28 protein-coding genes, 3 pseudogenes and 1 riboswitch are annotated in these 25,269 nt (G+C 54.9%); of the genes and pseudogenes, 23 read left to right on the top strand and 8 right to left on the bottom strand.

Annotated features, from left to right (window positions below; genetic code table 11):
- The first annotated feature begins 57 nt into the window (after positions 1-57).
- From CD000_RS08755 to CD000_RS08740, 4 genes are read left to right on the top strand one after another with little or no spacing between them, the layout of a single operon-like run.
- A complete protein-coding gene (locus tag CD000_RS08755; protein ID WP_013145675.1) occupies positions 58-360 on the top strand; it encodes a PTS sugar transporter subunit IIB in 303 nt (100 codons plus the stop codon).
- A 17-nt stretch (positions 361-377) separates the two neighbouring features.
- Entirely contained in the window at positions 378-1,733 is a 1,356-nt protein-coding gene (gene celB, locus CD000_RS08750; protein WP_096225473.1) for a PTS cellobiose transporter subunit IIC, read from the top strand.
- Positions 1,734-1,750: 17 nt separating this feature from the next.
- A complete protein-coding gene (chbG, locus tag CD000_RS08745) occupies positions 1,751-2,488 on the top strand; it encodes a chitin disaccharide deacetylase (RefSeq protein WP_062898544.1) in 738 nt (245 codons plus the stop codon).
- A gap of 11 nt (positions 2,489-2,499) precedes the next feature.
- Positions 2,500-2,826, top strand: coding sequence for a PTS sugar transporter subunit IIA (locus CD000_RS08740; protein ID WP_096225472.1), 327 nt, complete (start codon positions 2,500-2,502; stop codon positions 2,824-2,826).
- Between the two features lie 210 nt (positions 2,827-3,036).
- On the opposite strand, the gene CD000_RS08735 is transcribed toward CD000_RS08740, so the two are convergent.
- The gene (locus CD000_RS08735; RefSeq protein ID WP_011230843.1) at positions 3,037-3,183 is read right to left on the bottom strand and encodes a small acid-soluble spore protein P; all 147 of its coding nucleotides are present in this window, start codon (positions 3,181-3,183) and stop codon (positions 3,037-3,039) included.
- A gap of 125 nt (positions 3,184-3,308) precedes the next feature.
- Here CD000_RS08735 and CD000_RS08730 point away from each other — a divergent pair, with 125 nt between their 5' ends.
- Positions 3,309-3,569, top strand: a complete 261-nt coding sequence (locus tag CD000_RS08730; protein ID WP_011230844.1) for a hypothetical protein — start codon at positions 3,309-3,311, stop codon at positions 3,567-3,569.
- A 474-nt stretch (positions 3,570-4,043) separates the two neighbouring features.
- On the opposite strand, the gene sspO is transcribed toward CD000_RS08730, so the two are convergent.
- Positions 4,044-4,193 carry a small acid-soluble spore protein O gene (sspO, locus tag CD000_RS08720; protein ID WP_020959472.1) on the bottom strand — a complete coding sequence of 50 codons (150 nt, stop codon included), beginning with the start codon at positions 4,191-4,193 and terminating at the stop codon, positions 4,044-4,046.
- A 235-nt stretch (positions 4,194-4,428) separates the two neighbouring features.
- Here sspO and acnA point away from each other — a divergent pair, with 235 nt between their 5' ends.
- Positions 4,429-7,149, top strand: coding sequence for an aconitate hydratase AcnA (gene acnA / locus CD000_RS08715; protein WP_096225471.1), 2,721 nt, complete (start codon positions 4,429-4,431; stop codon positions 7,147-7,149).
- A gap of 40 nt (positions 7,150-7,189) precedes the next feature.
- Here acnA and sspL read toward each other — a convergent pair whose 3' ends face one another.
- Positions 7,190-7,327, bottom strand: a complete 138-nt coding sequence (sspL, locus tag CD000_RS08710) for a small, acid-soluble spore protein L (RefSeq protein ID WP_096225470.1) — start codon at positions 7,325-7,327, stop codon at positions 7,190-7,192.
- 81 nt (positions 7,328-7,408) lie between these two features.
- Here sspL and CD000_RS08705 point away from each other — a divergent pair, with 81 nt between their 5' ends.
- Positions 7,409-7,888, top strand: a complete 480-nt coding sequence (locus tag CD000_RS08705; RefSeq protein WP_096225469.1) for a divergent PAP2 family protein — start codon at positions 7,409-7,411, stop codon at positions 7,886-7,888.
- A gap of 97 nt (positions 7,889-7,985) precedes the next feature.
- On the opposite strand, the gene CD000_RS08700 is transcribed toward CD000_RS08705, so the two are convergent.
- Positions 7,986-8,912 carry a DMT family transporter gene (locus CD000_RS08700; RefSeq protein WP_096225468.1) on the bottom strand — a complete coding sequence of 309 codons (927 nt, stop codon included), beginning with the start codon at positions 8,910-8,912 and terminating at the stop codon, positions 7,986-7,988.
- Positions 8,913-9,144: 232 nt separating this feature from the next.
- On the opposite strand from CD000_RS08700, the gene CD000_RS08695 reads away from it, so the two are divergent.
- Both CD000_RS08695 and CD000_RS08690 read left to right on the top strand, forming a co-directional pair.
- Positions 9,145-9,810 carry a ribonuclease H family protein gene (locus CD000_RS08695; RefSeq protein ID WP_011230849.1) on the top strand — a complete coding sequence of 222 codons (666 nt, stop codon included), beginning with the start codon at positions 9,145-9,147 and terminating at the stop codon, positions 9,808-9,810.
- Positions 9,811-9,816: 6 nt separating this feature from the next.
- A complete protein-coding gene (locus CD000_RS08690; RefSeq protein ID WP_020756082.1) occupies positions 9,817-10,032 on the top strand; it encodes a zinc-finger domain-containing protein in 216 nt (71 codons plus the stop codon).
- A gap of 153 nt (positions 10,033-10,185) precedes the next feature.
- On the opposite strand, the gene CD000_RS08685 is transcribed toward CD000_RS08690, so the two are convergent.
- Together CD000_RS08685 and cspD are read right to left on the bottom strand one after the other, a co-directional pair.
- Positions 10,186-10,455 carry a DUF2564 family protein gene (locus CD000_RS08685; RefSeq protein WP_096225467.1) on the bottom strand — a complete coding sequence of 90 codons (270 nt, stop codon included), beginning with the start codon at positions 10,453-10,455 and terminating at the stop codon, positions 10,186-10,188.
- 129 nt (positions 10,456-10,584) lie between these two features.
- On the bottom strand, positions 10,585-10,785 hold the full coding sequence (gene cspD / locus CD000_RS08680; RefSeq protein WP_003251474.1) for a cold-shock protein CspD: 201 nt from the start codon (positions 10,783-10,785) through the stop codon (positions 10,585-10,587).
- 320 nt (positions 10,786-11,105) lie between these two features.
- On the opposite strand from cspD, the gene CD000_RS08675 reads away from it, so the two are divergent.
- From CD000_RS08675 to CD000_RS08635, 9 genes and pseudogenes are all read left to right on the top strand, one after another.
- The gene (locus CD000_RS08675; RefSeq protein WP_014195521.1) at positions 11,106-11,357 is read left to right on the top strand and encodes a hypothetical protein; all 252 of its coding nucleotides are present in this window, start codon (positions 11,106-11,108) and stop codon (positions 11,355-11,357) included.
- A gap of 194 nt (positions 11,358-11,551) precedes the next feature.
- Complete coding sequence (locus CD000_RS08670; RefSeq protein WP_096225466.1) at positions 11,552-11,953, top strand: sporulation protein; 402 nt, start codon at positions 11,552-11,554, stop codon at positions 11,951-11,953.
- 208 nt (positions 11,954-12,161) lie between these two features.
- Positions 12,162-12,980 (top strand): MIP/aquaporin family protein, encoded by an 819-nt coding sequence (locus CD000_RS08665; protein ID WP_096225465.1) that lies wholly within the window; start codon positions 12,162-12,164, stop codon positions 12,978-12,980.
- A gap of 49 nt (positions 12,981-13,029) precedes the next feature.
- Complete coding sequence (glpK, locus tag CD000_RS08660; protein ID WP_096225464.1) at positions 13,030-14,520, top strand: glycerol kinase GlpK; 1,491 nt, start codon at positions 13,030-13,032, stop codon at positions 14,518-14,520.
- A gap of 109 nt (positions 14,521-14,629) precedes the next feature.
- Positions 14,630-15,367, top strand: a pseudogene (locus CD000_RS08655) (ABC transporter permease); the annotation flags it as partial.
- Positions 15,328-16,137 (top strand): annotated as a pseudogene (locus CD000_RS08650) (ABC transporter substrate-binding protein); the annotation flags it as partial. The pseudogenes CD000_RS08655 and CD000_RS08650, both read left to right, overlap by 40 nt.
- A 50-nt stretch (positions 16,138-16,187) precedes the next feature.
- A riboswitch (SAM riboswitch) is annotated at positions 16,188-16,292 on the top strand.
- 68 nt (positions 16,293-16,360) lie between these two features.
- On the top strand, positions 16,361-16,696 hold the full coding sequence (locus CD000_RS08645; protein WP_096225463.1) for a hypothetical protein: 336 nt from the start codon (positions 16,361-16,363) through the stop codon (positions 16,694-16,696).
- A 16-nt stretch (positions 16,697-16,712) separates the two neighbouring features.
- A complete protein-coding gene (locus CD000_RS08640) occupies positions 16,713-17,096 on the top strand; it encodes a VOC family protein (protein ID WP_014195529.1) in 384 nt (127 codons plus the stop codon).
- A gap of 180 nt (positions 17,097-17,276) precedes the next feature.
- Complete coding sequence (locus CD000_RS08635) at positions 17,277-17,759, top strand: PaaI family thioesterase (protein WP_096225462.1); 483 nt, start codon at positions 17,277-17,279, stop codon at positions 17,757-17,759.
- A gap of 355 nt (positions 17,760-18,114) precedes the next feature.
- Here CD000_RS08635 and CD000_RS08630 read toward each other — a convergent pair whose 3' ends face one another.
- A complete protein-coding gene (locus CD000_RS08630) occupies positions 18,115-18,531 on the bottom strand; it encodes a PaaI family thioesterase (RefSeq protein ID WP_096225461.1) in 417 nt (138 codons plus the stop codon).
- A 140-nt stretch (positions 18,532-18,671) separates the two neighbouring features.
- Between CD000_RS08630 and hutG the strand changes: the two genes are divergently transcribed.
- The 5 genes and pseudogenes from hutG to CD000_RS08605 form a co-directional block, all read left to right on the top strand.
- The gene (gene hutG, locus CD000_RS08625; RefSeq protein WP_096225460.1) at positions 18,672-19,640 is read left to right on the top strand and encodes a formimidoylglutamase; all 969 of its coding nucleotides are present in this window, start codon (positions 18,672-18,674) and stop codon (positions 19,638-19,640) included.
- Positions 19,641-19,644: 4 nt separating this feature from the next.
- Positions 19,645-21,126 (top strand): helix-turn-helix domain-containing protein, encoded by a 1,482-nt coding sequence (locus CD000_RS08620; protein ID WP_096225459.1) that lies wholly within the window; start codon positions 19,645-19,647, stop codon positions 21,124-21,126.
- Positions 21,127-21,294: 168 nt separating this feature from the next.
- Positions 21,295-22,950 carry a urocanate hydratase gene (gene hutU, locus CD000_RS08615; RefSeq protein ID WP_198962496.1) on the top strand — a complete coding sequence of 552 codons (1,656 nt, stop codon included), beginning with the start codon at positions 21,295-21,297 and terminating at the stop codon, positions 22,948-22,950.
- Positions 22,951-22,964: 14 nt separating this feature from the next.
- Positions 22,965-24,239, top strand: a complete 1,275-nt coding sequence (gene hutI / locus CD000_RS08610; protein ID WP_096225457.1) for an imidazolonepropionase — start codon at positions 22,965-22,967, stop codon at positions 24,237-24,239.
- Positions 24,240-24,337: 98 nt separating this feature from the next.
- Positions 24,338-24,925: pseudogene (locus CD000_RS08605) on the top strand (YjiH family protein); the annotation flags it as partial.
- A gap of 60 nt (positions 24,926-24,985) precedes the next feature.
- On the opposite strand, the gene CD000_RS08600 reads toward CD000_RS08605, so the two are convergent.
- Positions 24,986-25,269 (bottom strand): zinc ribbon domain-containing protein (locus CD000_RS08600; RefSeq protein WP_233130419.1); only part of this gene is annotated, 284 nt, incomplete at its 5' end.

The following is a 25,269-nucleotide window of genomic DNA, read 5'->3' as shown; positions in this document are numbered from 1 at the left end:
TTGGCATGGAATTTGCTTGTTAAGATGGCGATCACAAAACAAAGGAGGAGAAAAGCGATGAACATTTTACTCATTTGCGCCGCCGGCATGTCGACGAGTTTGCTCGTGACGAAGATGCAGGAGGCGGCAAAGCAAAAAGGGATCGAGGCGAACATTTGGGCTGTGTCAGCTGATGAAGCGAAAAGTCATCTCGACCAGGCGGATGTTGTGCTGATTGGCCCACAAATCCGCTATAAGCTCGCCGCCTTCAAAAAAGAGGGTGAGGCGCGCGGCATTCCGGTTGATGTCATCAATCCAGCTGACTACGGGCGTGTCAACGGCTCTGGGGTGCTGGACTTTGCGCTGCGGTTAAAAAAATAAACAGGGGGTAGGGGCGGATGGATCGGTTTATTCGTGTGTTGGAAGAGCGTGTGATGCCTATCGCCGGCAGGATTGCCGAACAGCGCCATTTGCAAGCCATTCGTGATGGAATCATTTTGTCGATGCCGCTCTTGATTATCGGGTCTTTATTTTTAATCATTGGTTTTTTGCCGATCCCCGGCTATAACGAATGGATGGCGAAATGGTTTGGCGAACATTGGCTCGATAAGCTGTTGTATCCGGTCGGGGCGACATTCGACATTATGGCGCTTGTCGTCAGCTTCGGCGTCGCTTACCGGTTGGCGGAAAAGTACAAAGTTGATGCGCTTTCGGCCGGGGCGATTTCACTTGCCGCTTTTTTGCTCGCAACTCCGTATAAAGTGCCGTTCACGCCGGAAGGAGCGAAAGAAGCCATTATGGTCAGCGGCGGCATTCCGGTGCAATGGGTCGGCAGCAAAGGTTTGTTTGTCGCCATGATTTTGGCGATCGTATCGACGGAAATTTACCGAAAAATCATCCAAAAAAATATTGTCATTCGACTTCCGGATGGGGTGCCGCCTGCAGTGGCCCGCTCTTTTGTTGCTTTGATTCCGGGGGCCGCTGTTCTCGTCGTTGTCTGGGTGGCCCGCCTTATTTTGGAAATGACACCGTTTGAAAGTTTCCATAATATTGTATCTGTGCTTCTAAACAAACCGCTCAGTGTGCTCGGCGGCAGTTTATTTGGCGCCATTGTCGCTGTACTGCTTGTGCAGCTGCTATGGTCGACCGGTTTGCACGGGGCGGCGATCGTAGGAGGAGTAATGGGGCCGATTTGGTTGTCGCTGATGGACGAAAACCGGATGGTGTTCCAGCAAAATCCGAATGCCGAACTGCCCAACGTCATTACGCAGCAGTTTTTTGATCTTTGGATTTACATCGGCGGTTCAGGAGCGACATTGGCGTTGGCGTTGACGATGATGTTTCGGGCCCGCAGCCGGCAGCTGAAAAGCTTAGGGCGGCTCGCGATCGCACCTGGCATTTTCAATATTAATGAGCCGATCACGTTCGGTATGCCGATCGTCATGAATCCATTGCTTATCATTCCATTCATTCTCGTGCCTGTCGTGCTTGTTGTTGTTTCCTACGCCGCGATGGCGACTGGGCTTGTCGCCAAACCAAGCGGGGTGGCCGTGCCATGGACGACACCGATCGTGATCAGTGGCTATTTAGCGACGGGGGGCAAAATTTCCGGGAGCATTTTGCAAATCGTCAACTTCTTCATCGCGTTTGCCATCTACTATCCATTTTTCTCGATTTGGGACAAACAAAAAGCGGCCGAAGAGCAGACCGATCCAACGATCTCAAGCGGAGCGGGAACAACGCAATCGCTGTAAATAAGGAGAGGAACGAAATGCCGCGCTATTGCATAGTCAACGCCGATGATTTCGGTTACTCGAAAGGGGTCAACTACGGAATTTTGGAAGCGTTTCAACATGGTGTCGTCACGTCGGCGACGCTGATGGCCAACATGCCAGCGGCAGAACACGCCGCCCGATTGGCGAAGGAACATCCGGAACTCGGCGTCGGCATTCATTTTGTGCTGACGTGCGGCCGGCCGCTGGCCGATGTTCCGTCGCTTGTGAACGAGAACGGGGAGTTTCCTAGGCGTGGAGAGGCGCTTGCTGGCGCTAGGCGCAGCGATATCGAGCGGGAGCTTGCTGCCCAACTCGAGCGGTTTTTCTCGCTTGGGCTCTCTCCAACGCATATCGACAGCCATCATCACGTCCATGAGCACCCGAATGTGTTTCCGGTTGTGGAACAATTGGCTGAACGCTATCGGCTGCCGATCCGTCCGGTGCGGACGACACGGCCGCACCGGCTGGCAACCGTCGATGTCTTTTTTCCCGACTTTTACGGGGATGGATTGACAAAGGACCATTTTTTGACGCTCATCGACCGGATTGGCGACGGGCAGACGGCAGAAGTGATGTGCCATCCGGCCTATATGGACGCCCCTCTTGCTGCGGGAAGCTCTTATTGCCGGCAGCGGATCGAGGAGTTGGCTGTACTGACCGATCCAGCGCTCTCTAAGGAGATCGCAGAGCGTGGTGTCCAGTTAATTACGTACCGTGAATTCTATCAACTATAGGAGATGGCGTTATGCAAACGTATGAACAAACTGTATTCCAACTGATTCTTCATGGCGGAAACGGCCGCAGTTATGCAATGGAGGCGATTACGGCGGCGAAAAAAGGGGAATTTGCCGAGGCGCGCAGGCTGCTTGAACAGGCGGGAGCGGAACTGCAGGCGGCCCATAGGTTGCAGACCGAGCTGCTGCAACAAGAAGCGAGCGGCGGGCAGCCGGTGGTGACGCTTCTGATGGTGCATGCCCAAGATCATTTAATGACGGCGATCACGGTCAAGGATTTAGCCGCTGAATTCGTGGAGCTGTATGAAGCGTTCAAGCGGCAAACAACCGAATCATAATTGTCGTCGGCCGGCTTGTTGACCGGGTGAGGATGATTCGCTTCAACGGGAATGAACCCAAGGCGGGCGGCAACGGGCTGTTCTAGCGACCGCCCGCTTTGTTGATTTTACAATAATTTTATTATGTGAACATAAGGGCGCCAGCCGTTCAGCCCTCCCGGCTGCCGCCGGTCTCGGCTGAACGGAGAAGGAAAACTCCGCTTGTTTGCGTCACATATCGTGGCTTGTGTTGTGCTTTTGCCGCGTGTGATTGCGGTTCTTCACTTTTTTCGAACCGTCAAGCGGCTCCGGCTGCCCAGGATTGTCGCCTTTTGGGGCGTTTTTGCGCATATCTTTGCCGTCGTTTTTGTTCGTCATTTGTTGTCCCTCCTTTGTCCGTTAGCATGCGGCGTTGTGCTTTCGCTTATTCGGCGCATAATTTGCGCCTGGTTTGAAACGATAAGTAGTGAACGACCGCAATGACTGCGAAGGAGGGACGAGCCATGGTTTACCATAAAACGAAGCAAGAGGCGTTTCAAGCAGCGCAAAAGGCGACGATGGAAGCGAAAGAATGGCACGATCACTTGGTGCGTGATCAAGCCGACTACGGCCACCAGCTGGCCCATCTTCGGCAAGAAGTAAACGAGGCGTTCGCCCAAATTGAAAACGCGCTCGAAGTTGCCTCGGAAACGCAGCGCGTGCAGCTCGAAAAATTCCGCAGCGATTTGCAGGCGATCGTTGACGAAGTCAATGAAAACGAGTAAGGGAATGCCGGCGGCGGACATTCCCTTTTTTCATCCTATTTCGCGCAGGAGACTCCCACTTCAACGACCAAAGGGAGTAAGTGGGAGAGGAATGCGCGTTCCCCCCTTTCTTTTGTGTATGATATAATAAAGGCGTGGAGAAAACCGTTCAATAAAGGCACTCCAATCACGGCTACTCGATGTATGGAGTTGGTTACAGGAAACGTTGTAACCGTAAAACATCGAGCGTAGGTCCGTCTGTTGTGTGTGGAAGCCAAGTACTGCCAACAGACACACCGAGAGAATCGGTAACGATGCAGGCATGACCTGCGTCGTTGGGTAGTCGTCAACCTGCCCCCTGATGCAACCCCAAGTCAAGGAAGGAGGACGAAGTCCGTTTGCACTTCTGGGGAGTTGCAAGCCCCCACTTCAAGCGTTCGCGAAGTGGGGGTAGTTGACGCTATGGCAGTCCGGGATGGCGGAATGGCCGCCACGCTATTGGTTCTTTTTTCGTTTTTTGTTGTTTTGCCGCTGCGCTTCGGTCAACGGTTCGTTGGAAAATTCTTCATTGTAGCCGGCGCCCATCCCTTGCGCTTTTGCAGCGTTCATGCCGGGGATGACGTGGTTCGCTTTCCGTTTGCCCATGTTTTGTTCACCTCCGCTTCTAGTTTGCGACGAAACGGCCGCCTTATTCTTTTTTTGCCGCAGCAAGGAAATAAGATGGCGGCTCGTTGAAAAACATTATTTACAACTCGTTCTGTTCTATAATAAGATAAAGTCGTGCCGAACTTTATGGGGATTGGGAGAATTCGTGCTATTTTTTCGACTTTCGCGCGGAAAAATAGTATAGTATTATTGTGAAGTGAAGGGGGTTATACATATGGCGAAACAAGATGTGTTCAACGCCCGCTCTTCATTCGAAGTCAACGGTAAAAAATACAATTATTACCGTTTGCAAGCGCTTGAAGAAGCGGGCATCGGCCAGGTGAGCCGCCTGCCGTACTCGATCAAAGTGTTGCTTGAATCGGTGCTCCGCCAAGTCGACGGGCGCGTCATTACGAAAGAGCACGTCGAAAACTTGGCCAAATGGGGAACGCCCGAGATGAAGGACATCGACGTGCCGTTTAAGCCGTCGCGCGTCATTTTGCAAGACTTCACGGGCGTGCCGGCTGTCGTTGATTTGGCTTCGATGCGCAAAGCGATGGCGGATCTAGGCGGCGACCCGTACGAAATCAACCCGGAAATTCCGGTCGATCTCGTCATCGACCACTCGGTGCAAGTCGACCGCTACGGGTCGGACGATGCGCTAGAGTACAACATGGATTTGGAATTCAAACGGAACGCCGAACGGTACAAATTTTTGAAATGGGCGCAAAAAGCGTTTGACAACTATCGCGCCGTTCCGCCGGCGACCGGAATTGTCCACCAAGTAAACTTGGAATATTTGGCAAGCGTCGTGCACGCGGTCGAAGGAGAAAACGGCGAATACGAGGCGTTCCCGGATACGCTTGTCGGCACGGACTCGCATACGACGATGATCAACGGCCTCGGCGTCCTCGGTTGGGGAGTCGGCGGTATTGAAGCGGAAGCCGGCATGCTCGGCCAGCCGTCGTATTTCCCGGTTCCGGAAGTCATCGGCGTCCGTTTGACAGGCAAGCTGCCGGACGGAGCGACGGCGACTGACCTGGCGCTTAAGGTGACGCAAGTGCTGCGGAAAAAAGGCGTCGTCGGCAAATTCGTTGAATTTTTCGGACCAGGAGTGGCGACTTTGCCGCTTGCCGACCGGGCGACGATCGCCAACATGGCGCCGGAATACGGGGCGACGTGCGGCTTCTTCCCGGTTGACGCCGAAGCGCTTGACTACTTGCGCTTGACCGGCCGCGACGAACATCACGTTCAAGTCGTCGAAGCGTATTGCAAAGCGAACGGTTTGTTCTACACGCCGGATGCACCGGAGCCGGTGTTTACGGATGTTGTGGAAATCAACTTGTCGGAAATTGAAACGAACTTGTCTGGCCCGAAACGGCCGCAAGACTTGATCCCGCTCTCGAAAATGAAACAGTCGTTCCGCGACGCGGTGAAAGCGCCGCAAGGCAACCAAGGCTTTGGCTTGACGGAAGCGGACTTGGAGCGGGAAATTACGGTCGAGCTGAACGGCGAACAAGTGAAATTAAAAACGGGCGCTGTCGTCATCGCGGCGATCACAAGCTGTACGAACACGTCGAACCCGTACGTTCTCGTCGCCGCCGGCTTAGTGGCGAAAAAAGCGGTCGAAAAAGGCTTGCAAGTGCCGAAATACGTGAAAACGTCGCTCGCGCCGGGCTCGAAAGTCGTCACCGGCTACTTGCGTGACTCGGGGTTGCTTCCGTATCTTGAGCAGCTCGGCTTCCACCTCGTCGGCTACGGCTGCACGACATGCATCGGCAACTCAGGTCCGCTTGCGCCGGAGCTCGAAAAAGCGCTCACGGAAAGCGATCTGCTCGTGACAAGCGTCCTGTCCGGCAACCGGAACTTTGAAGGCCGCATCCACCCGCTTGTCAAAGGCAACTATTTGGCATCGCCGCCGCTTGTTGTCGCCTATGCGCTCGCCGGCACGGTCGACATTGACTTGTTGAACGAGCCGATTGGCAAAGACAAAGACGGCAACGACGTCTATTTCCGCGACATTTGGCCGTCGATGGAAGAAGTGAAGAATGTCGTCAAGCAAGCGGTCGATCCGGAACTGTTCCGCAAAGAATATGAGCGCGTGTTCGACGGCAATCCGCGCTGGAACGCCATCGAAACGACGGATGAGCCGCTGTACCAATGGGATGAAAACTCGACGTACATTCAAAATCCGCCGTTCTTTGAAGGCTTGTCGCCGGAAGTGCGCAAAGTCGAACCGCTCACCGGCTTGCGCGTCGTCGGCAAGTTCGGCGACTCGGTCACGACTGACCACATCTCGCCAGCAGGGTCGATCGGCAAGAACACACCGGCAGGCCAATATTTGATCTCGAAAGGCGTCGAGCCGAAAGATTTCAACTCGTACGGTTCGCGGCGCGGCAACCACGAAGTGATGATGCGCGGCACGTTCGCCAACATCCGCATCCGCAACCAAATCGCGCCGGGCACGGAAGGCGGCTATACGACGTACTGGCCGACCGGCGAAGTGATGTCGATGTACGATGCGTGCATGAGATACAAACAAGACGGCACCGGGCTTGTCGTCATCGCCGGCAAAGACTACGGCATGGGCAGCTCGCGCGACTGGGCGGCGAAAGGGACGTTCTTGCTCGGCATCAAAACGGTCATCGCCGAAAGCTTTGAGCGCATCCACCGCTCGAACCTCGTCTTGATGGGCGTCTTGCCGTTGCAGTTCAAAGAAGGCGAAAACGCCGAAACGCTTGGTTTGACCGGCAAAGAAGTGTTCGAAGTCCACATTGATGAAAACGTCAAACCGCGCGACCTCGTCAAAGTGACGGCGACGAACCCGGATACGGGTGAAAAGAAAGAATTTGAGGTCATCGTCCGCTTTGACAGCGAAGTCGAAATCGACTACTACCGCCACGGCGGCATTTTGCAAATGGTGTTGCGCGAAAAACTGGCGAAAGTAAAACAATGACGGCAATAAAGAAGCAGGCTTCCCGATGCGGAAGCCTGCTTTATTTTGTGTTCAGCTTTTTGGCGGCGTTTTCAAGCCTGCTTTTCGGATCCGGTGTGAGCGTTCCGTCCTGGCCGAAGCCTTGCGGATTGACGCCCGGCGCCTTTGTGCCGCGGTTGCGGCCGCCGTTTTTCGCCATCGTTTTCACCTCCACTCGGATAGTATGGCCGATCGGGGTGAAAATATAAGCAAAGCACGGCCGACAAAGGAGAGAGGAACGATGAACAAAGGATTAAAAACAGCGCTCGCGACGATTGCACTGGCACAATTTTTAAAAATTCCGATCAAGCAGCTTGAGACAGGCCACTGGGATTGGCGACTGTTTTTCGAAACAGGAGGAATGCCAAGCTCCCACTCTGCCGGCGTTTCGTCGTTGGCGACATTTATCGCCTTGGAGCGGGGGGTGAGAACGATTGATTTTGCCCTGGCGGCGTTGTTCGGATTGATCGTCATGTATGATGCGCAAGGCGTGCGGCGCCAGGCGGGCGAACTAGCCTTGCGCCTGAACGAGCTTGCCGAAGAGGTAAAAAAGCTTGAAGACGATCCAAAACAGGACGTATACAAAAAGCGTCAGCAACAGCTCCGCGCCCGTCTTGGCCATCAACCGATCGAAGTCGTCGGCGGCGCGCTCCTTGGAATGGCGACTGGCGCAATTTCGCATTGGGCGTGCCGCCGCCGGCGCGAACCTTTTAAGTGGTGAAGAGGACGAGGCGTACACGGATCGGAATAAGCGGGAAGCGAGACGCCTAGCAGAAAAAAGCTGTCCCGCTTTTTAGGCGGGACAGCTTCTGCCGCCGCTAGGAGGAGATGTTCCGTTTTTCCCGCCACCGTTTCCCCCATAAGCGCGCACTCGGAAGTTCCGAGAGAATCATGCCGGCGAAAATCGCCACACCGCCGAGCCAGGCAGACGGCGACAGCCGCTCGCCGGCCCAGAGATAGGCAGTTAAGGCGGCAAACACCGGCTCCATGGCAAAAATGAGCGCGACGCGGGTGGGGGTTGTATATTTTTGCACCGCCGTCTGAATGAAAAAGGCGGCGGTCGTCGCCAACAGCGACGTCACGGCAAGCGCCCCCCACACTTCCGGACGGCGAAGCACGGCTATGTTCCACATGTCGGCGGCATCTTCAAACCAAACGGCAAAAAGGAAACAAAGCGCAGCAACGGTAAAAATTTGCACTGTCGTCAGCAGCACGGTCGAATAACGCGATGAATATCGGCCGGTGACAATAATGTGCATGGCAAACGAAACAGCGCAAAAAAAGACGAACAAGTCGCCGCGGTTGAATGACAACTCGGCTCCGCCCGTCAGCCAATACAAGCCAAAGGCGGCGAGCGCTGCCCCAATGGCGGCGTTGGCGGTCGGCTTTTGCTTTAAAATGAAAACGGAAAAGAGCGGCACGAGCACAACGCTCAGTCCGGTAATAAAGCCGGCTTTCGAGGAAGTGGTATACAACAGTCCGATCGTTTGGAATGCGTAGCCGCAAAACAGCCAAAGCCCCATCCACGCCCCGGCGCCGATGACCCGCCATGAAAGGTCGGACAACAGCGAGCGGGATCGGACAACAGCCCAGGCGAGCAGCAGCAAGCCGGCTAGGCTGAAGCGCACAGCGTTAAACGACAACGGCTCCAAAAAGGAAATGGCGTTTTGGACGACGACAAACGTCGTCCCCCAGACGAAGGTCGCCATTAGCAGACTCAGATCGGCTATGGTTTGACGCTTCAATTCGAATCCTCCCTCTTCATATGCTTGCGCCCCATCTCATTTTGGGTGCTAGCCGCTAGTGTACCACAAGTAGGCCGAAAAAGATAGATATTTTGGAAAAAAGATGGGCGCCTGCGGCAAAATGGTTGATACAAGAAGAAATTGCGCATAATATTAGGTAATGAACAAGGGCGCAAGTGTGGTAAAATAAAAACCAGCTCCGATCATCGCCACGCGGAAGGGTGACAATGCGTTGGACGTACAAATCCACTGGACGTATATCACGCCGAAAAAACAAGAGGCGTTTCTTGTCTCCGATTGGGTCGATGCCAAAAAGGCGCTCGCTTTGGCGGATGATTTTGAAAAAACCGGGCGGACGAAAACAGTGGAGTTCGTCGATCGAAACGGCACGGTGTGGTCAAAAAAAGAGCTGCAAAAGCTGCTTGAGGAGATCGCCGGCGAGCCGCATGAGATCGTTGTGTATTTCGACGGCGGCTTTGACCATGAGACGTCCCAAGGCGGCGCCGGCGCGGTCGTATACTATAAGCAAAACGACCATCGCTACCGGCTGCGCGCCAACCGCCGGCTCGGCGAAATCAAATCCAATAATGAGGCAGAGTATGCGGCGTTTTGGTTTGTCATGCAGCTGCTCGAGGAACTTGGCGTCCATCATTTGCCGGTGACGTTCCGCGGCGACTCCCACGTCGTGTTAAAGCAGCTGTCCGGCGATTGGCCGTGTTTTGAGGACGATTTCAACATCTGGCTTGACCGCATTGAAGCGAAAATGCGCGAGCTTCACATCGAACCGGCGTACGAGCCGATTTCGCGCAAACAAAATAAAGAGGCGGATTCGCTCGCCCGCCAGGCGCTTGAAGGGCAGATCATCACAAGCCGAACGGAATTGACAGGGAAAGGGTAAGGTCGTATGGGAAAGAAGCGGAACCGACGCAAAGAAATATTGGACCAAATTGCTTGGCTGGAGGAAACGTACTGCGATGGCTGCTTTTTAAAAAGCACGTTCCGGAAAGAGTACGGCAAAACGTACGCCCAATCGTTTTGCATCCAGCAATGCACGGTCGGGGAACAAATGCGGCAGTACGGGGAGAAGCTGCTTTCCGTCCCACCGCGGCCGCGCCAATAGCGGAGGCCTGAACGGAAGCCGGTTTGCGGGCGCGATGCCAAGCCGCATGACATGGCGCTGTCCGGGAGCGGCCGCACATCGGCCGCCGTCTATCCCCCCTCTGTGCTCGGCGCAGTGAAAAGAGCTTCGCAAGCGAAGCTCTGTCGGATGGGGTTATTGTTGCGCCTCGCGAAGCTGATGCTCGGCGCGGGCCAATGTTTGTTCGCAACGGGCGAGAAAATCACCGTCGACGCCCGTTGCTTCTTGGCGGGCGCGCGCAAGTTGGTCGCGGGCGTTTTTCACCGCTTGTTCGGCATGGTGAAGCATCTCAGGGTCGAGCTGCATCGTCGCTTGACCGACCATTTTCTCCGCCGTCTCGACGAACATTTCCACTTGCTTTAAGTCATTGTATCCCGTATGTACGTCGGCATCGCGTTTGGCCATATGAACACCTCCCTTTTTTTATTGTTCGCCGCTTGGTTGAATCTATGCAAATCGCAATGAAAAAGGCACCCTGCTTAAGCAGGGTGCCTCTCGTTCCGCTCCCGTTCTCTCGTCTATGTCAACGAAGCCTTATAATTTGACAACGTTCGCTGCTTGCGGTCCGCGGTTTCCTTGGACGATTTCAAACGAAACTTCTTGGCCTTCTTCCAACGTTTTGAACCCTTCACCTTGGATCGCCGTGAAGTGAACGAATACGTCCGAACCGCCTTCCACTTCGATGAAACCGTAGCCTTTTTCGTTGTTAAACCATTTTACTTTACCACGTTGCATAATACTGAATTCCTCCTAATACCTTTAGCCTGTTCGGCTAACCTCAAGATTTTTATCAAATAACAAAATATACTTCACAGCCAACCAAGGTGCGTCCTCATGATGAATGCCTGAAATATATTCTGTTATGTGATGACTTTACTATACACTATTCGGAGCTGCCGCGTCAAGCAAAAGAAAGGAAATTTCCGAAAAAAAGTGTCCCCCGCTGAAAAAATGCTGTTCAGCAAAGGAAAACAGGCCGTCCGGGGAGAAAATAGTCATGAGCGGGCCACAACGCCCATACATTGGAATAGGAACGACAAAAAGGGGGAGAGCGGATGTACCGCGGAAAAATCGCGGGAAAAGAAGTGATCGTCCGGTTAGGGAGCCGGGTCAGCCGCCGTTATTTCAGCGACAATAAAATTTACCACATGGTCCTTTCGTACGGAGAGTCGGCGTTTCGCAAAGGGCAGGATATGTTTTGCATCTATAATGACCGCGTCGGCTTGATTGTCGCGGAAGTCGAGCAACAGGACGTCCCGGTCATTCGAATCGATTACATTATCGAAAACGAAAATGTGTACGAATAACCAATTGACAGCGGAAGGCGAATGCGGTAATCTCGAATGTAAGCGGTAACAAAACAAGCCGCATTCGTCCCTGTTTCTCCCAGGGGCAGACGTGCCGCGCCAGCATCGTCTGTTTATTTTTTGGCTCGCGTTGAAACAGGCGGCTTCGTTTTTTCGTATGATGATATGACAAGAGAGACAAAGAGGTGACTACGGTGTTATTGCGCAAAATGATGTCAAGAGTCGGAGTCGGGTCGGCGCGCGTCGACTTGATCTTAAATAAATCGTTATGGCGCCAGGGGGAAATGATTCAAGGGATCGTCCACATTTACGGCGGAACGGTGGAACAAAGGATCGAGCGGCTCGATGTGGAGCTCGTGCAAAAAACAATCGAAAACGGCAAGGAACTGGATGCCATTGTCGCCGTCATTCCGGCGGCCGGAGCGTTTTCGATCAAGCCGAGCGAGAAAAAGGAGATCCCGTTTTCCTACACGATTCCGGAAACCTTGCCGCCATCGCGCCCGGGCCGGTCGTACCGGTTCATCACCCGCCTTCATATCGAAGACGCGGTCGATACGCTCGACTTCGATTATGTGCAAATTTTGTCGAAGAAATAGGTTGACAGCGTTTTCAACAGATGATATGCTAAAAGCAAGTTAATAACGTTGTGGTGGAGAAGCGGAGACCCACACATATTCCTCGTTGATGAGCGGGGAAGTGTGTGGGTTTTTGCTTTTTCGCCCAACAGTTCACCCTCCGGAGGGGCTGGACAAACAGGAAATGGAAGAAGAAATCACGAAATGAAGAAAAGGGGGAAGAGAACAAATGTCGCCATTTTTAGGGGAGCTCATCGGCACAGCCTTGCTCATCATTTTCGGCGCTGGTGTATGCGCCGGGGTCAACTTGAAAAAATCATACGCGGCCAACTCCGGCTGGATTGTTATTACGATGGGGTGGGGGTTGGCGGTGGCCGTGGCCGTATACGCTGTCGGCCAGTATAGCGGCGCCCATCTCAATCCAGCGCTGACAGTCGCGTTGGCGCTCGCCGGTGATTTTCCGTGGAAAGACGTGCCGGGCTATATTGCGGCGCAAGTGCTTGGGGCCGTCATGGGAGCGGTCATTGTCTACCTCCACTATTGGCCGCATTGGAAAGAAACGGACGACCCGGGCGTCAAGCTTGGCGTGTTTGCGACAGGTCCGGCCGTGCCGAATGCGGCTGCCAACTTGCTTAGCGAGATCATCGGCACGTTTGTGTTGGTGTTGGCCATCTTGGCCATTGGCGCCAACCAGTTCGCCGATGGGCTTAATCCGTTTGTCGTTGGTTTTTTGATCGTGGCGATCGGCCTGTCGCTCGGCGGCACGACGGGATACGCCATTAATCCGGCCCGCGACTTTGGGCCTCGGTTAGCCCACTTTTTGTTGCCAATCCCAGGGAAAGGGTCATCGAATTGGGCGTATGCGTGGGTGCCGATCGTCGGACCGCTGCTTGGCGGCGCGTTAGGCAGTTTGGTCTATAAAGCCGTTTTCTTGGGAAAACCGACAGGCGCATTATGGGGAGTGCTGGCGGCAACCGCAGTCGTTTTGGCGGCGGCGAAGATGGCAAAAGGAAAAACAGCCAGCGCCGCAAGCCGCCGTTCTCTCTAGTTGGCGTACCGGGTTTGTAAGCAAATAAAGGTGAAGGGGGAAGAATGTCATGAATCAATACATTTTAGCCATCGACCAAGGCACAACGAGTTCGCGCGCGATTTTGTTCAATCAAAAGGGCGAAATCGTCCATATGGCGCAAAAAGAGTTTACGCAATATTTTCCGCAGCCCGGCTGGGTCGAGCACAACGCCAATGAAATTTGGGGATCGGTGCTTGCGGTCATTGCCAGCGTCTTGTCCGAGGCGCAAGTGAAGCCGGAACAAGTGGCAGGGATCGGGATTACGAACCAGCGGGAGACGACGGTGGTGTGGGAGAAAGACACCGGCAACCCGATTTACAACGCCATCGTCTGGCAGTCGCGGCAGACGGCCGGCATTTGCGATGAACTGAAAGCGAAAGGGTATGACCCGCTATTCCGCGAAAAAACCGGCTTGCTTATTGACGCCTATTTTTCCGGGACAAAAGTGAAATGGATTTTGGACCATGTCGAGGGGGCGCGCGAACGGGCGGAGCGAGGAGAGCTGCTCTTTGGCACGATTGATACGTGGCTCATTTGGAAGCTGTCCGGCGGCCGCGCCCATGTAACCGATTACTCGAACGCGTCGCGCACATTAATGTTTAACATTCATACGCTCGAGTGGGATGACGAGCTGCTTGCGATTTTAAACGTGCCAAAGGCGATGCTTCCTGAGGTGCGCCCGTCCTCGGAAGTATACGCGAAAACGGTTCCGTATCATTTCTTCGGCGTGGAGGTGCCGATCGCAGGCGCCGCGGGCGACCAGCAGGCGGCTTTGTTCGGCCAGGCGTGCTTTACGGAAGGGATGGCGAAAAATACGTACGGCACCGGCTGCTTTATGCTGATGAATACGGGGGAAAAAGCGGTGCAATCGAAACACGGGCTGCTCACAACGATCGCCTGGGGAATTGACGGCAAGGTTGAATACGCCCTTGAAGGCAGCATTTTCGTCGCCGGTTCGGCCATTCAATGGCTGCGCGACGGCTTGCGGATGATCAAAACGGCGGCTGACAGCGAAGCGTACGCCGAAAAAGTCGAGTCGACCGACGGGGTGTATGTCGTCCCAGCGTTCGTCGGGCTTGGCACGCCGTATTGGGACAGCGAAGTGCGCGGGGCGGTGTTTGGCCTCACGCGCGGCACAACGAAAGAGCATTTCATCCGGGCCACCTTGGAATCGCTCGCTTACCAGACAAAAGATGTGCTCGCCGCCATGGAAGCCGATTCCGGCATCTCGCTGACCACGTTGCGCGTTGACGGCGGGGCGGTAAAAAACAATTTCCTTATGCAATTCCAGAGCGATTTGCTTGCCGTTCCGATCGAACGTCCGGTTGTGAATGAAACGACGGCCTTGGGTGCGGTGTATTTGGCCGGGCTGGCGGTCGGCTACTGGAACAGCCGAGATGACATCGCCGCCCAATGGCAGCTCGAGCGCCGGTTTGAGCCGAAGATGGATGACGACAAGCGTACCGCTCTCTATGAAGGATGGAAAAAAGCAGTGCAAGCGGCGCGGTCGTTTAAATGATGGAAAAACGCAGATGTCTCGTCATGGGCATCTGCGTTTTTGCGTTTTGGCTTGCACGTTACGGGGCGGAAAAAATGAAACAGCATCGCCCTCCTCTGTTTGTCGAGTAGAGGAAATTGTAAAGGTAGACTTTTTGGCCATTCATTCGCCGCCATCGGCGGAACATTGGCTTGGCACCGATTATGGCGGCCGCGATGTGTTCGGCCAGCTGATCATTGGAGCCCGCAATTACTTTACGATCGGCCTGGCGATTACGCTAATCACAGGTGCGATCGGCCTTGTGGTGGGGCTTGTGGCCGGCTATTTCGGCGGCTGGATTGACAATGTCATTATGCGCATCATCGATTTCATTCTCGTTCTGCCGTTTTTGATGCTCGTTATTGTTTTTGTCGCCATTGTGCCTAAATATAATGTATTGACGTTCATTTTGATCATGAGCGCGTTTTTGTGGACGGGCAAAGCCCGGCTGATCCGCGCCAAAACGCTGGCCGAGCGCGAGCTGGATTATGTCAGCGCGTCAAAAACGCTCGGCACGCCAGATTGGAAAATCATTATTTTTCAAATTTTGCCCAACCTCAGCTCGATCATTATCGTCAATTTGACGTTAAATTTGGCGGGCAACATCGGCATCGAGTCCGGGCTCACGTATCTTGGCTTCGGGCTGCCGGAGAGCACGCCGAGCTTAGGGACGTTGGTCAGCTATGCGACCAACCCGGATGTTTTGCAAAACAAATGGTGGGTTTGGTTGCCTGCGTCATTGCTTATTTTAGTGATGATGCTGTGCATAAATTTCGTCGGCCAAGCGTTAAACTCGGCCATTGGGATGCGAAAAAGCAGGAAAACGTAATGGACAATCCGAAATTCCAAAACAAAAAACTGCGCCAAGCGATGGCGTATGCCGTCAACAACCAAGAGGTGGCTGACCGCCTGTATCATGGCTTGCGCTTCCCGGCGAACACGCTCATTCCGCCGTCGTTCCCGGGCTATCATGACAGCTCCATCAAAGGATATACGTACAATCCGGAAAAAGCGAAACAATTGCTGGATGAAGCGGGATATAAAGATGTAGATGGCGATGGCCTCCGCGAAGATCCAAACGGTAAAAAATTCAAGATCAACTTCTTGGCGATGAGCGGTGGGGACATCGCTGAACCGCTGGCCAAATTTTATATGCAATCCTGGAAAGATGTGGGCCTCGATGTTCAGCTTGTAGACGGACGCTTGGCGGAGTTCAACTCCTTCTACGATATGGTCGAAAAAGACGATCCGAAAGTGGATGTCTACGCCGCCGCTTGGGGAACTGGAACGGACGTCGACCCGTACGGATTGTACGGCCGCAACGTCATGTTCAACTACTCGCGCTGGGTGAATGAGAAAAACGATGAACTGTTGGAAAAAGGCCATTCCGAACAGGCGTTTGACAAAGAATATCGTCGGAAAATTTACAGTGAATGGCAAAAGTTGATGAACGAAGAAGTGCCGGTCATCCCGACGTTGTATCGTTCGGCCATTTATGCCGTCAACAACCGCGTCGCTAACTTCACGGTTGACCCGAGCTCGAAGCTGACGTGGAAAGATGTCGGCGTCACGTCCGAGCAACCGGAAGTCGAACAATGACGATTGTTGCCTTTGATGATGTATGATAAGATAGAAGACAAATTGCATACGTCTTATCAAGAGTGGGCGAGAGAACGGGCTTGATGACCCCACAGCAACCTGCCGCCGGCAAGGTGCTAACACCCGCAAAGCGGTCTCGCTTTGGATGATAAGAACGGTTGCCCCCTTTCGCATCATTCCGAGGCGAAAGGGGTTTTTGTCGATAGGGGGTGAAGGAGAAACAGTGGAGGAGGCGGTTTCGCTCCGCGCTTGCATGGCCGCTCATCTCCGTGCCGCTGCGTTCGCCGTTTGTGTCATGCGCTGCGTGCAGGCGGAGCTGATTCGGTTTGACCCTGAAGCGGCGGTTCATGTCGACCGCGGGGGCGGATATACCCACTTGTATGGGAAAGCGCAAGGGACAACCTTTTCAGTGTTGTTGACCGACAGCGAGGCGGACGAATGGAAGGCGGACGGACCGTACGCCCTTGACCGCTACATATGGACAGAGCTTGGGAAAAAAGGGATTTTCCCGATGCAGATGACGCCGTATTTACAAGCTGTATGGTTAATGGAGTCATAGAAAGGAAGAGGGACGAATGGCAGTCAAAAAATTTGAACATGTCGGCATTCAAGTGAAAGACATCGAAGCATCGAAAGAGTTTTATCAAAATGTTGTCGGCTTGGAGCTGCTCGACGAAATGATTCATACGAACGGCACGATGAAATTGGCGTTTTTAGGGATTGGCGGCTCGATCATTGTCGAGCTGATCGAAGGATACAATCCGGATTTGCCGACGGAAGGAAAAGTGCACCATGTGGCGTTTACGGTGGAAGGCATTGAGCAGGAGAAAGAACGGCTTCAGTCGCTCGGTGTGCCGCTTGTGTGGGAAGAAATAACGACACTTCCGAACGGGGCCAAATATTTGTTCTTCCTCGGGCCCGACGGCGAATGGATCGAGTTTTACGAGCCTGCTCGATAAATGGCGTCACGCTAGGCGGCCAGCTGTTTGGGCCGCCTATGAATTTGCCGTCTGGCGATTGGCGCTTCGTTCCATTTTTCTTCGTATGGCCTTGCCTGCCGCTAGACAACAACCGTCCATGTAGGAGTCGTCGTCTTCTCGATTCAATGGTATACTAGAAAAAGAGAGGGGGAGGATGACGTGGAAGAAATGATCGTGCACGCGATTCAAGACGACTACCCTGATGAATTCGCTTGGTGCTATGGCTGCGGGCGTCTGAATGAACAAGGTCACCATTTCCGCACCGGGTGGCGGGGCGACAAAACGGTGACGGTGTATACGCCGCGTCCGGAACATACGGCGATTCCAGGGTTTGTGTACGGCGGGCTGATCGCCTCGCTCATTGATTGCCACGGCACCGGTTCAGCGGCGCTTGCCTTGCATCGGAAAAACGGCCATGAACCAGGGAGCGGGGAAACGCCGCCGCGCTTTGTCACTGCGTCGCTTCACGTCGATTTCGTCAAGCCGACGCTGCATGGAGTGCCGCTTGTCGCCGTCGGCACTGTGATGGAGATTCATCCGAAAAAATGGAAAGTGGACACCGGAGTGTTCGCCAACGGCGAACTGTGCGCCCGCGGGCAAGTCGTCGCCGTCGTAATGCCGAAAACGTTTGTCCGTGGGTAACAAGCAACGAAAGGCGCCGGAGAGCGGCTGTTTTTGACAGCGCTTTCTCCGGCGCTTGGCAACTGGTCGAAAACGGCTGCGCCTCACCTCGTTTCGCCATTGAGGACTGATGATGTCATGAAAAAGGCAACTCGACAACGCCTCTTCTCAAGTGGGGAAACCTTGTGAAATTGGTTCTCCTTTTTCAACAAAACCACCGATTTGGCGAACATCATCGTTTTTCACCGGTTTTCTCGGATTCCTCTGATCATCGCTTTCCATGCGTTTCAAAACAACAACAGCAGCTGCTGTTTGGACTCGTCGAATCCAAGGAGAACGAGCATGCGCAAAAACGCCTTTTGGAGATCCATCACCTTCACGGTTTGTCCATGATCAGCACCGACGACGTGGCGCTCGCCACCTCTTTGCCGTTTTGCCGCACGATGGCGGTTACATAGGCGACGGTTTTCCCGAACTTTTCCACCCGCGCCTCGATTTCGGCTTCTCCAGCCGCCGCTGGGCGGTGAAACGTCGTCTGCAAGTTGATGGAGGCGTGCATTTGGTCATCGCGAAGCAAGGTCGTCACCGCATACGCCATGAGAATGTCCGCCGCCGCTCCGACGAACCCGCCCATGATCACCCCGTTGCCGTTGAGGAGCGATTCATGGATCGTCCATACCCCTTTCGCATAGCCGTCTCGGGCTTCCGTCAGGCGGACGCCGAGCGTTTCGTCGCATGGGGGCGGCGCGCTTTGACCGGCGATGACAGCGTGCAAGTTGGTCATTGGCTTCATGTGGAACACCCTTTCTGTTGTCAATCATGTTTTTTATTCGCCAAACGGCGGCGATTTCCTCTTTTCGCGTGCATGGGGAGGAGAACGGCAAAGCTGTGGCGAAAGAAACAAGCAGCGGATGATGGAAAGGAGATGGTCTCATGTATCAACCGCCAGACGCCGGCCGTTGGACGGGACGGATTGACAGCGTGAGCGATGAGCAGGCGTTTCGCCTTCATCAGCGCATTCGCCTGCTCGATTTGTCCAAGCCATTGGAGACGGTGGAACGAGCGGCGGCATTCATCGGGTTTGCGTGCGACGAAGGAGTGCGCCGCAACCAAGGCCGCCAAGGGGCGAAAGAGGCGCCGGCCGCCGTCAAAGCGGCGCTGGCCCGGCTGCCTTGGCATCTTCCGGAAGGGGTCGTTGTCTATGACGCAGGCGATGTCGTTTGCGTCGATGAACGGCTCGAACAAAGCCAGACTGAACTTGGGAAGGCGGTCGCCCGCCTGCTGAAAAACGGGATGGCGTCTATCGTGATCGGCGGCGGCCATGAGACGGCGTACGGCCATTACTTGGGCGTTCGCGAAGCGCTCGGGCCCGAAGCCCGCCTTGGCATCCTCAACATTGACGCCCATTTTGATTTGCGCCCGTACGATGACGGGCCGACATCCGGGACGATGTTTCGGCAAATATTGGATCAAGACGATCAAGTGAGCTACTTCTGCCTTGGCATTCAGCGGCTCGGCAACACGGCGGCGCTGTTTGCGGACGCCGAGACGTATCGGTGCCGTTACATGCTGGAAGACGAGCTGACCGCAGGGCCGATCGAGGCCGCCTATGAACAAATTGAGAAATTTGCCGCCGATCATGATGCGGTGATGCTCACCATTTGCATGGACGCCATCAGTGCAGCCGCCGCGCCGGGGGTGAGCGCGCCGTCGCCGTTTGGGCTCGCCCCGTCTCTGGCGCGCGCGCTCATCCGCCGAATCGTTTCCCATCCGAAAACGATCAGCGTCGACCTTTGCGAAGTCAATCCGCTCTTGGATGAAGGCGGAAAAACGGTGGCGTTGGCGGCCGCCTTTTGCATGGAGGCGCTCCTTCATTTTCAACGCTTGCAGCCAAGGCGGTGAGAACGTGAAATTGGTCATTGCCGAACGGGACGACAAGGAACGAGAAGCGATCCGCTGGCTCGTGTCCGCGTATTCCTTGCCGATTGAGCGGGTGTATACGGCGGCTACGGTCGAGGAGATGATGGCCGTCTTGGAGCGGGAGGCGCCGGAGCTATTGTACGTCGAACTCGACATGATTCCGTATGAACGATGGCCGCAGGCGACCGCCCACGTCCGCTTGTTTTGCCAACGCGTGATTGCCGCAACGGCCGAGGCGACGTTTGCGCGGGCGAAACAAGCCATCGACTGGCAATGCGTCGATTTGCTTGTCAAGCCGCTTGAGCCCGCCAGGCTGAAACAAGCGTTGAGGACGGCGGTTTCGCTTTCCTCCAACAGCCGCTCGAGCCTGACAGCGGGTTTTGACGGCCATGACGACTACCGCGCATTATTTTACGATGACCCCGCCGCAGCTTCCACCCATGTATGGCTTGTGCAGGCGGAACAGCCTGCCTTGTCTCGAGAAGTGATCCGCTTTTTAACGAGCTATCCGTTTCGCGGACGGGCGCGCGTATTGCCGCTCACCCATATGGCGGTTTGCCTGCTTCCCGATTTGCCGGGCGACGGGAAAGAAGAGGCGTGGAAGCTGTTGCGCGATTGGGAAGAGGAGCATCATGAGCCGCTCGCGGTTGTCGTGATGCCGCCTGATGGTCGGAAAACGGTGCGCGGGCAATACCAAGCGGCCCGCCGGCTGCTCGAGACGACGTTTTTCATTGGCTATCGCCAGGTGATCGCTCCCGCTTCGGAATACGAACAGTGGCGTGAGCTCGATCCCTTTTTGACGCCGGAGGAGCAGCGGCAATGGATCGAGATGCTCGAGCGGTTCGACCATGAAGGGGTGAAGCGATGGCTGCGGCGCGAATTCTCCCATTGGAAGCCGCCGTTTCCGAGCCCGGAGATGGTGCGGACGCGGCTGACGAGCATCTTGGCGCAAATCCGCCGGTTTATGAAAACATACGGCCTTGACCGCGGCGGAACCGAGCGGGAGTATATGCGCATTTTTCAAGACATTTTGTACAATCCCGTCTTGTATCGCATCGTTCAAGAATTGATTTTATTTTTATATCGATTGTTCCATGAGGCCAAGCAGGCCGAGGAAGACGCGCGCGTCGACGCCGTGGAGCGCGGCCTCCGCTATATGGAGGCGCATTTTCGCGATCCGTCGCTCACGCTTGAGCGGGTCGCGGCCGCCGCCGGGCGCAGCCCCGCGTATTTCAGCCATTTGTTGTCGAAAAAGCGCGGCGTGACGTTTCGCCAGTGGCTGACCAACCGGCGGCTTGAGGAAGCGAAACGGCTGCTTCGGCAGACGGATTTGTCGATTAAAGAAATCGCCGAACAAACCGGGTTTCGCACCGCCCATTATTTGATGCGCGTCTTTAAAGCCGAACTGAACCAGACGCCGACCGCCTACCGCGATGAACAACGGCTGAAACCGTCATCACCGCGGTAGGCGGTTTTTTCAAAAGAAATGAACATATATCAAAAGAAATGGATAGATGAAGCGAAAAGAAAAAAGAAATTTCAAAAAAAATGGATCATCTTGAAAAGACGAGAATCTATCTCCATCCTCTTGGCTTCCTTACAATAAAAAGCAAAGAGGAAAAAGGAGAGGATGACGATGGCAGAAAAACGGACCGTCAGCCCGCCCGCGGGAACAGAGCGGCGGGCGAAAGGATGGATTCAAGAAGCGGCGTTGCGTATGTTAAACAACAATTTGCATCCCGATGTCGCCGAGCGGCCGGATGAGTTGATCGTCTACGGCGGCATCGGCAAGGCGGCGCGCAACTGGGAATGTTACGAGGCGATTGTGGACACCCTTCTTCGTTTAGAAAACGATGAAACGTTGCTCATTCAATCCGGCAAGCCGGTGGCGGTGTTTCGCACGCATCCGGACGCCCCTCGCGTGCTGATCGCCAACTCCAACCTCGTGCCCGCATGGGCGACGTGGGACCATTTCCACGAACTTGACAAAAAAGGGTTGATCATGTACGGACAAATGACGGCCGGGAGCTGGATTTACATCGGCAGCCAAGGGATCGTCCAAGGGACGTATGAAACGTTTGCCGAAGTGGCGCGCCAGCACTTTGGCGGCACGCTGGCCGGGACGATCACGCTGACTGCCGGCCTTGGCGGCATGGGCGGGGCGCAGCCGCTCGCGGTGACGATGAATGGCGGCGTCTGCCTCGCCATCGAAATCGATCCGGCCCGCATTCAGCGCCGCCTTGATACGAAATATCTCGACACGATGACCGACAGCTTGGAGGCGGCGCTCGAGATGGCGAAACGAGCGAAGGAAGAGAAAAAAGCGCTGTCAATCGGCCTTATCGGCAATGCGGCTGAAGTGTTGCCGCGTCTCGTCGAAATGGGCTTTGTTCCGGACGTCTTGACCGATCAAACGTCCGCCCATGATCCGTTAAACGGCTACATCCCGGCTGGCCTTACGCTTGATGAGGCCGCCGAACTCAGGGCGCGCGATCCGAAGCAGTACATCGCCCGTGCAAAACAGTCGATCGCCGCGCATGTTCGAGCGATGCTGGCGATGCAAAAGCAAGGGGCGGTGACGTTTGATTACGGCAACAACATCCGCCAAGTGGCAAAAGACGAAGGGGTGGACGACGCCTTTTCCTTCCCGGGTTTTGTGCCGGCCTACATCCGTCCGCTCTTTTGCGAAGGAAAAGGGCCGTTCCGCTGGGTGGCATTATCCGGCGACCCGGAAGACATTTATAAAACCGATGAAGTCATTTTGCGTGAATTCAGCGACAATGAGCGTCTTTGCCATTGGATTCGCATGGCGCAAAAACGCATTCAATTCCAAGGGCTGCCGGCGCGCATTTGTTGGCTCGGCTACGGCGAGCGGGCGAAGTTCGGGAAAATCATCAACGACATGGTGGCCAAAGGCGAGCTGAAAGCGCCGATCGTCATCGGCCGCGATCATTTGGATTCGGGCTCCGTTGCTTCGCCGAACCGGGAGACGGAAGGAATGAAAGACGGAAGCGACGCCATCGCCGACTGGCCGATTTTAAACGCGCTGTTGAATGCGGTCGGCGGCGCAAGCTGGGTGTCGGTTCACCACGGCGGCGGCGTCGGCATGGGCTACTCGATTCACGCCGGCATGGTCATTGTCGCCGACGGCACAAAAGAGGCGGAAAAACGGCTGGAGCGCGTGTTGACGACCGACCCGGGGCTTGGTGTGGTCCGCCACGCCGACGCTGGGTATGAGCTCGCCATTCGGACAGCGAAAGAAAAAGGCATCGATATGCCGATGCTCAAGTAGAAAGGGGGATCCATATGCGCCCGCTTTTTGTCCGCCGCGCCCGCCAGCTCGTCACGCTGGCGGGAAGCTCCGCGGCTCCGCTTGTCAAGGAGAAGATGAGCGATCTAGGCATCATCGAAAACGGCAGCGTCTGGATCGAAAACGGCACGATCGTGGCGGTTGGTGCGGACGATGAACTGGCCCGCCAATTTGCCGATCGGCTCGCCGAAGCGGAAGTCATTGACGCTAAGGGCAAAACGGTGACGCCTGGGCTTGTCGATCCTCATACTCATCTCGTTTACGCCGGCAGCCGCGAACACGAATGGACGATGCGCCTTCATGGAGCGACGTACATGGAAATCATGAACGCAGGCGGCGGCATTCATGCCACGACAAAAGCGACGCGCGAGGCGTCGGAAGAGATGTTGTATGAAGAAAGCAAGCGGCGGCTCGATCAGTTTTTGCTTCATGGGGTCACGACCGTCGAAGCAAAAAGCGGCTATGGTTTAAGCCTTGAGCACGAAATCAAGCAGCTTGAAGTCGCCAAGCGTCTCGATGACACCCACCCGGTCGATATCGTCTCCACGTTTCTTGGCGCTCATGCCGTTCCGCCGGAGTGGAAGCACGATCCGGATGAATACGTCCGCCTTGTCATCGACGAGATGATTCCCGAAGTGAGCCGGCGGGGGCTCGCCGAGTTCAACGACGTCTTTTGCGAGCGCGGCGTCTTTACCCCCGACCAGGCGCGCCTCATCCTCGAAGCAGGCAAAGAGCACGGCTTGACGCCGAAAATCCACGCCGATGAAATCGAGCCGTATGGCGGGGCGGAACTGGCAGCCGAAGTCGGCGCCATCTCCGCCGACCACCTGCTTCGGGCGTCGGACGAAGGAATCCGCCGCATGGCCGATGGCGGCGTCATCGGCGTTCTCTTGCCAGGCACGGCGTTTTTCCTCATGACCCAAGCCGCCGACGCCCGCCGTCTGATCGACGCCGGCGTTCCCGTCGCCTTAGCGACCGACTGCAACCCTGGTTCGTCGCCGACCGTCTCGCTGCCGCTTGTCATGAGCCTTGCTTGCTTGCATATGCGCATGACCCCGGCCGAGGCGCTTGCCGCCGCCACAATCAACGCCGCCCACGCCATCGGCCGCGCCCATATGATCGGCAGCCTTGAACCAGGCAAGAAAGCGGATTTGGTCGTTTTCAACGTCCCGAACTACGTGCAAATCATGTACTATTACGGCGTCAACCATGCGGAGACGGTGATCAAGGATGGGAAGGTGGTGGTGGCGGGAGGAAAGGTGCGCGCTTGAAGGGGAATGGTCTTCCGTTGAAGCGGTTGGCGACCGGAAGCGGGATGCTTCCGGTTGTACCAGTCTTGCGTAACGAAGAACAATGGGGGTGGAGAGAAATGAAAGCGAATCCAACCATGGCGCCATCCACGCCGACACCAACGCCGGCAAGCGGGGCATGGAAGTTTTTCGTCTTTAGCGCCATCGGCATTTTCGTATTTTTCGTCCCGGTTTCGATCGGCGGCACATCGTCAATTTTGCTCGATCATATTGTGACATGGATTCGCGCGCAGTTTCCGGGACTCGTCCCGTATTATGCGCTTATCGTTATTGCCCTTGGAGCGGTTTATCCGTTCTATAGTAAGACGTGGAACAAAGACGCGGTCACCGCTGTTTTTTCCATTCTCAAAGTACTTGGATTGATCGTGGCCGTTATGCTTGTGTTTCGGATTGGTCCGGCATGGCTGTTTCAACCGAATATGGGGCCGTTTTTGTACGATAAGCTCGTCGTTTCCGTCGGCTTGCTTGTGCCGATTGGCTCGGTTTTTCTCGCTCTTCTTGTTGGCTACGGGCTGCTTGAATTCGTCGGTGTGTGGATGCAGCCGATCATGCGTCCGATTTGGAAAACGCCGGGCCGTTCGGCGATCGACGCCGTCGCCTCCTTTGTCGGCAGCTACTCGATCGGTCTATTGATCACCAGTGAACTACCCCCACTTAATTTTCTAGCGAAAATTTGAAGTGGGGGCTTCCAAAGAAGTTTGACTGCTTCAAGCAATCCTTATTCTTTGAGGCGTGTCCACTTCGCCGCTAGAGCATAAGACACTCAGGTCTACAGCTTTACTTTTCTTTAAGATGTTTAATGCGCCATTGACATCAGCATTAATTAGTTTGCCAGACTTTGTTCGATACAAGCCGCGCTTAATACGTTTGCCGCTGAACTTATATTCTTTTGGATTGTCGGCATTATATTCAGGAATCTCATCGCCGTCAAAAAAGCTGGCTTGAGACGTATAGGATTCTTCCTGTTTCAAGAATTCAATGCCGTAAAATT

The organism is Geobacillus sp. FJAT-46040, assembly GCF_002335725.1.
Taxonomy (GTDB): Bacteria; Bacillota; Bacilli; order Bacillales; family Anoxybacillaceae; genus Geobacillus; species Geobacillus thermoleovorans.
Note: the sequence above shows the minus strand (reverse complement) of the source record. Positions and strands in the feature narration are given on the sequence as shown.

What these genes read in the sequence shown, in the direction of transcription:
- CD000_RS08640 (WP_014195529.1), top strand. Translation starts at nt 16,713, where the DNA reads ATGGCAGTCAAAAAATTTGAACATGTCGGCATTCAAGTGAAAGACATC.
- sspL (WP_096225470.1), bottom strand. Translation starts at nt 7,327, where the DNA reads ATGGCGAAAAACGGCGGCCGCAACCGCGGCACAAAGGCGCCGGGCGTC.
- hutU (WP_198962496.1), top strand. Translation starts at nt 21,295, where the DNA reads ATGGCAGAAAAACGGACCGTCAGCCCGCCCGCGGGAACAGAGCGGCGG.
- hutI (WP_096225457.1), top strand. Translation starts at nt 22,965, where the DNA reads ATGCGCCCGCTTTTTGTCCGCCGCGCCCGCCAGCTCGTCACGCTGGCG.
- CD000_RS08675 (WP_014195521.1), top strand. Translation starts at nt 11,106, where the DNA reads ATGTACCGCGGAAAAATCGCGGGAAAAGAAGTGATCGTCCGGTTAGGG.
- CD000_RS08735 (WP_011230843.1), bottom strand. Translation starts at nt 3,183, where the DNA reads ATGACGAACAAAAACGACGGCAAAGATATGCGCAAAAACGCCCCAAAA.
- CD000_RS08665 (WP_096225465.1), top strand. Translation starts at nt 12,162, where the DNA reads ATGTCGCCATTTTTAGGGGAGCTCATCGGCACAGCCTTGCTCATCATT.
- celB (WP_096225473.1), top strand. Translation starts at nt 378, where the DNA reads ATGGATCGGTTTATTCGTGTGTTGGAAGAGCGTGTGATGCCTATCGCC.
- CD000_RS08685 (WP_096225467.1), bottom strand. Translation starts at nt 10,455, where the DNA reads ATGGCCAAACGCGATGCCGACGTACATACGGGATACAATGACTTAAAG.
- CD000_RS08690 (WP_020756082.1), top strand. Translation starts at nt 9,817, where the DNA reads ATGGGAAAGAAGCGGAACCGACGCAAAGAAATATTGGACCAAATTGCT.
- cspD (WP_003251474.1), bottom strand. Translation starts at nt 10,785, where the DNA reads ATGCAACGTGGTAAAGTAAAATGGTTTAACAACGAAAAAGGCTACGGT.
- hutG (WP_096225460.1), top strand. Translation starts at nt 18,672, where the DNA reads ATGTATCAACCGCCAGACGCCGGCCGTTGGACGGGACGGATTGACAGC.
- glpK (WP_096225464.1), top strand. Translation starts at nt 13,030, where the DNA reads ATGAATCAATACATTTTAGCCATCGACCAAGGCACAACGAGTTCGCGC.
- acnA (WP_096225471.1), top strand. Translation starts at nt 4,429, where the DNA reads ATGGCGAAACAAGATGTGTTCAACGCCCGCTCTTCATTCGAAGTCAAC.
- chbG (WP_062898544.1), top strand. Translation starts at nt 1,751, where the DNA reads ATGCCGCGCTATTGCATAGTCAACGCCGATGATTTCGGTTACTCGAAA.
- CD000_RS08630 (WP_096225461.1), bottom strand. Translation starts at nt 18,531, where the DNA reads ATGAAGCCAATGACCAACTTGCACGCTGTCATCGCCGGTCAAAGCGCG.
- CD000_RS08755 (WP_013145675.1), top strand. Translation starts at nt 58, where the DNA reads ATGAACATTTTACTCATTTGCGCCGCCGGCATGTCGACGAGTTTGCTC.
- CD000_RS08705 (WP_096225469.1), top strand. Translation starts at nt 7,409, where the DNA reads ATGAACAAAGGATTAAAAACAGCGCTCGCGACGATTGCACTGGCACAA.
- sspO (WP_020959472.1), bottom strand. Translation starts at nt 4,193, where the DNA reads ATGGGCAAACGGAAAGCGAACCACGTCATCCCCGGCATGAACGCTGCA.
- CD000_RS08730 (WP_011230844.1), top strand. Translation starts at nt 3,309, where the DNA reads ATGGTTTACCATAAAACGAAGCAAGAGGCGTTTCAAGCAGCGCAAAAG.
- CD000_RS08740 (WP_096225472.1), top strand. Translation starts at nt 2,500, where the DNA reads ATGCAAACGTATGAACAAACTGTATTCCAACTGATTCTTCATGGCGGA.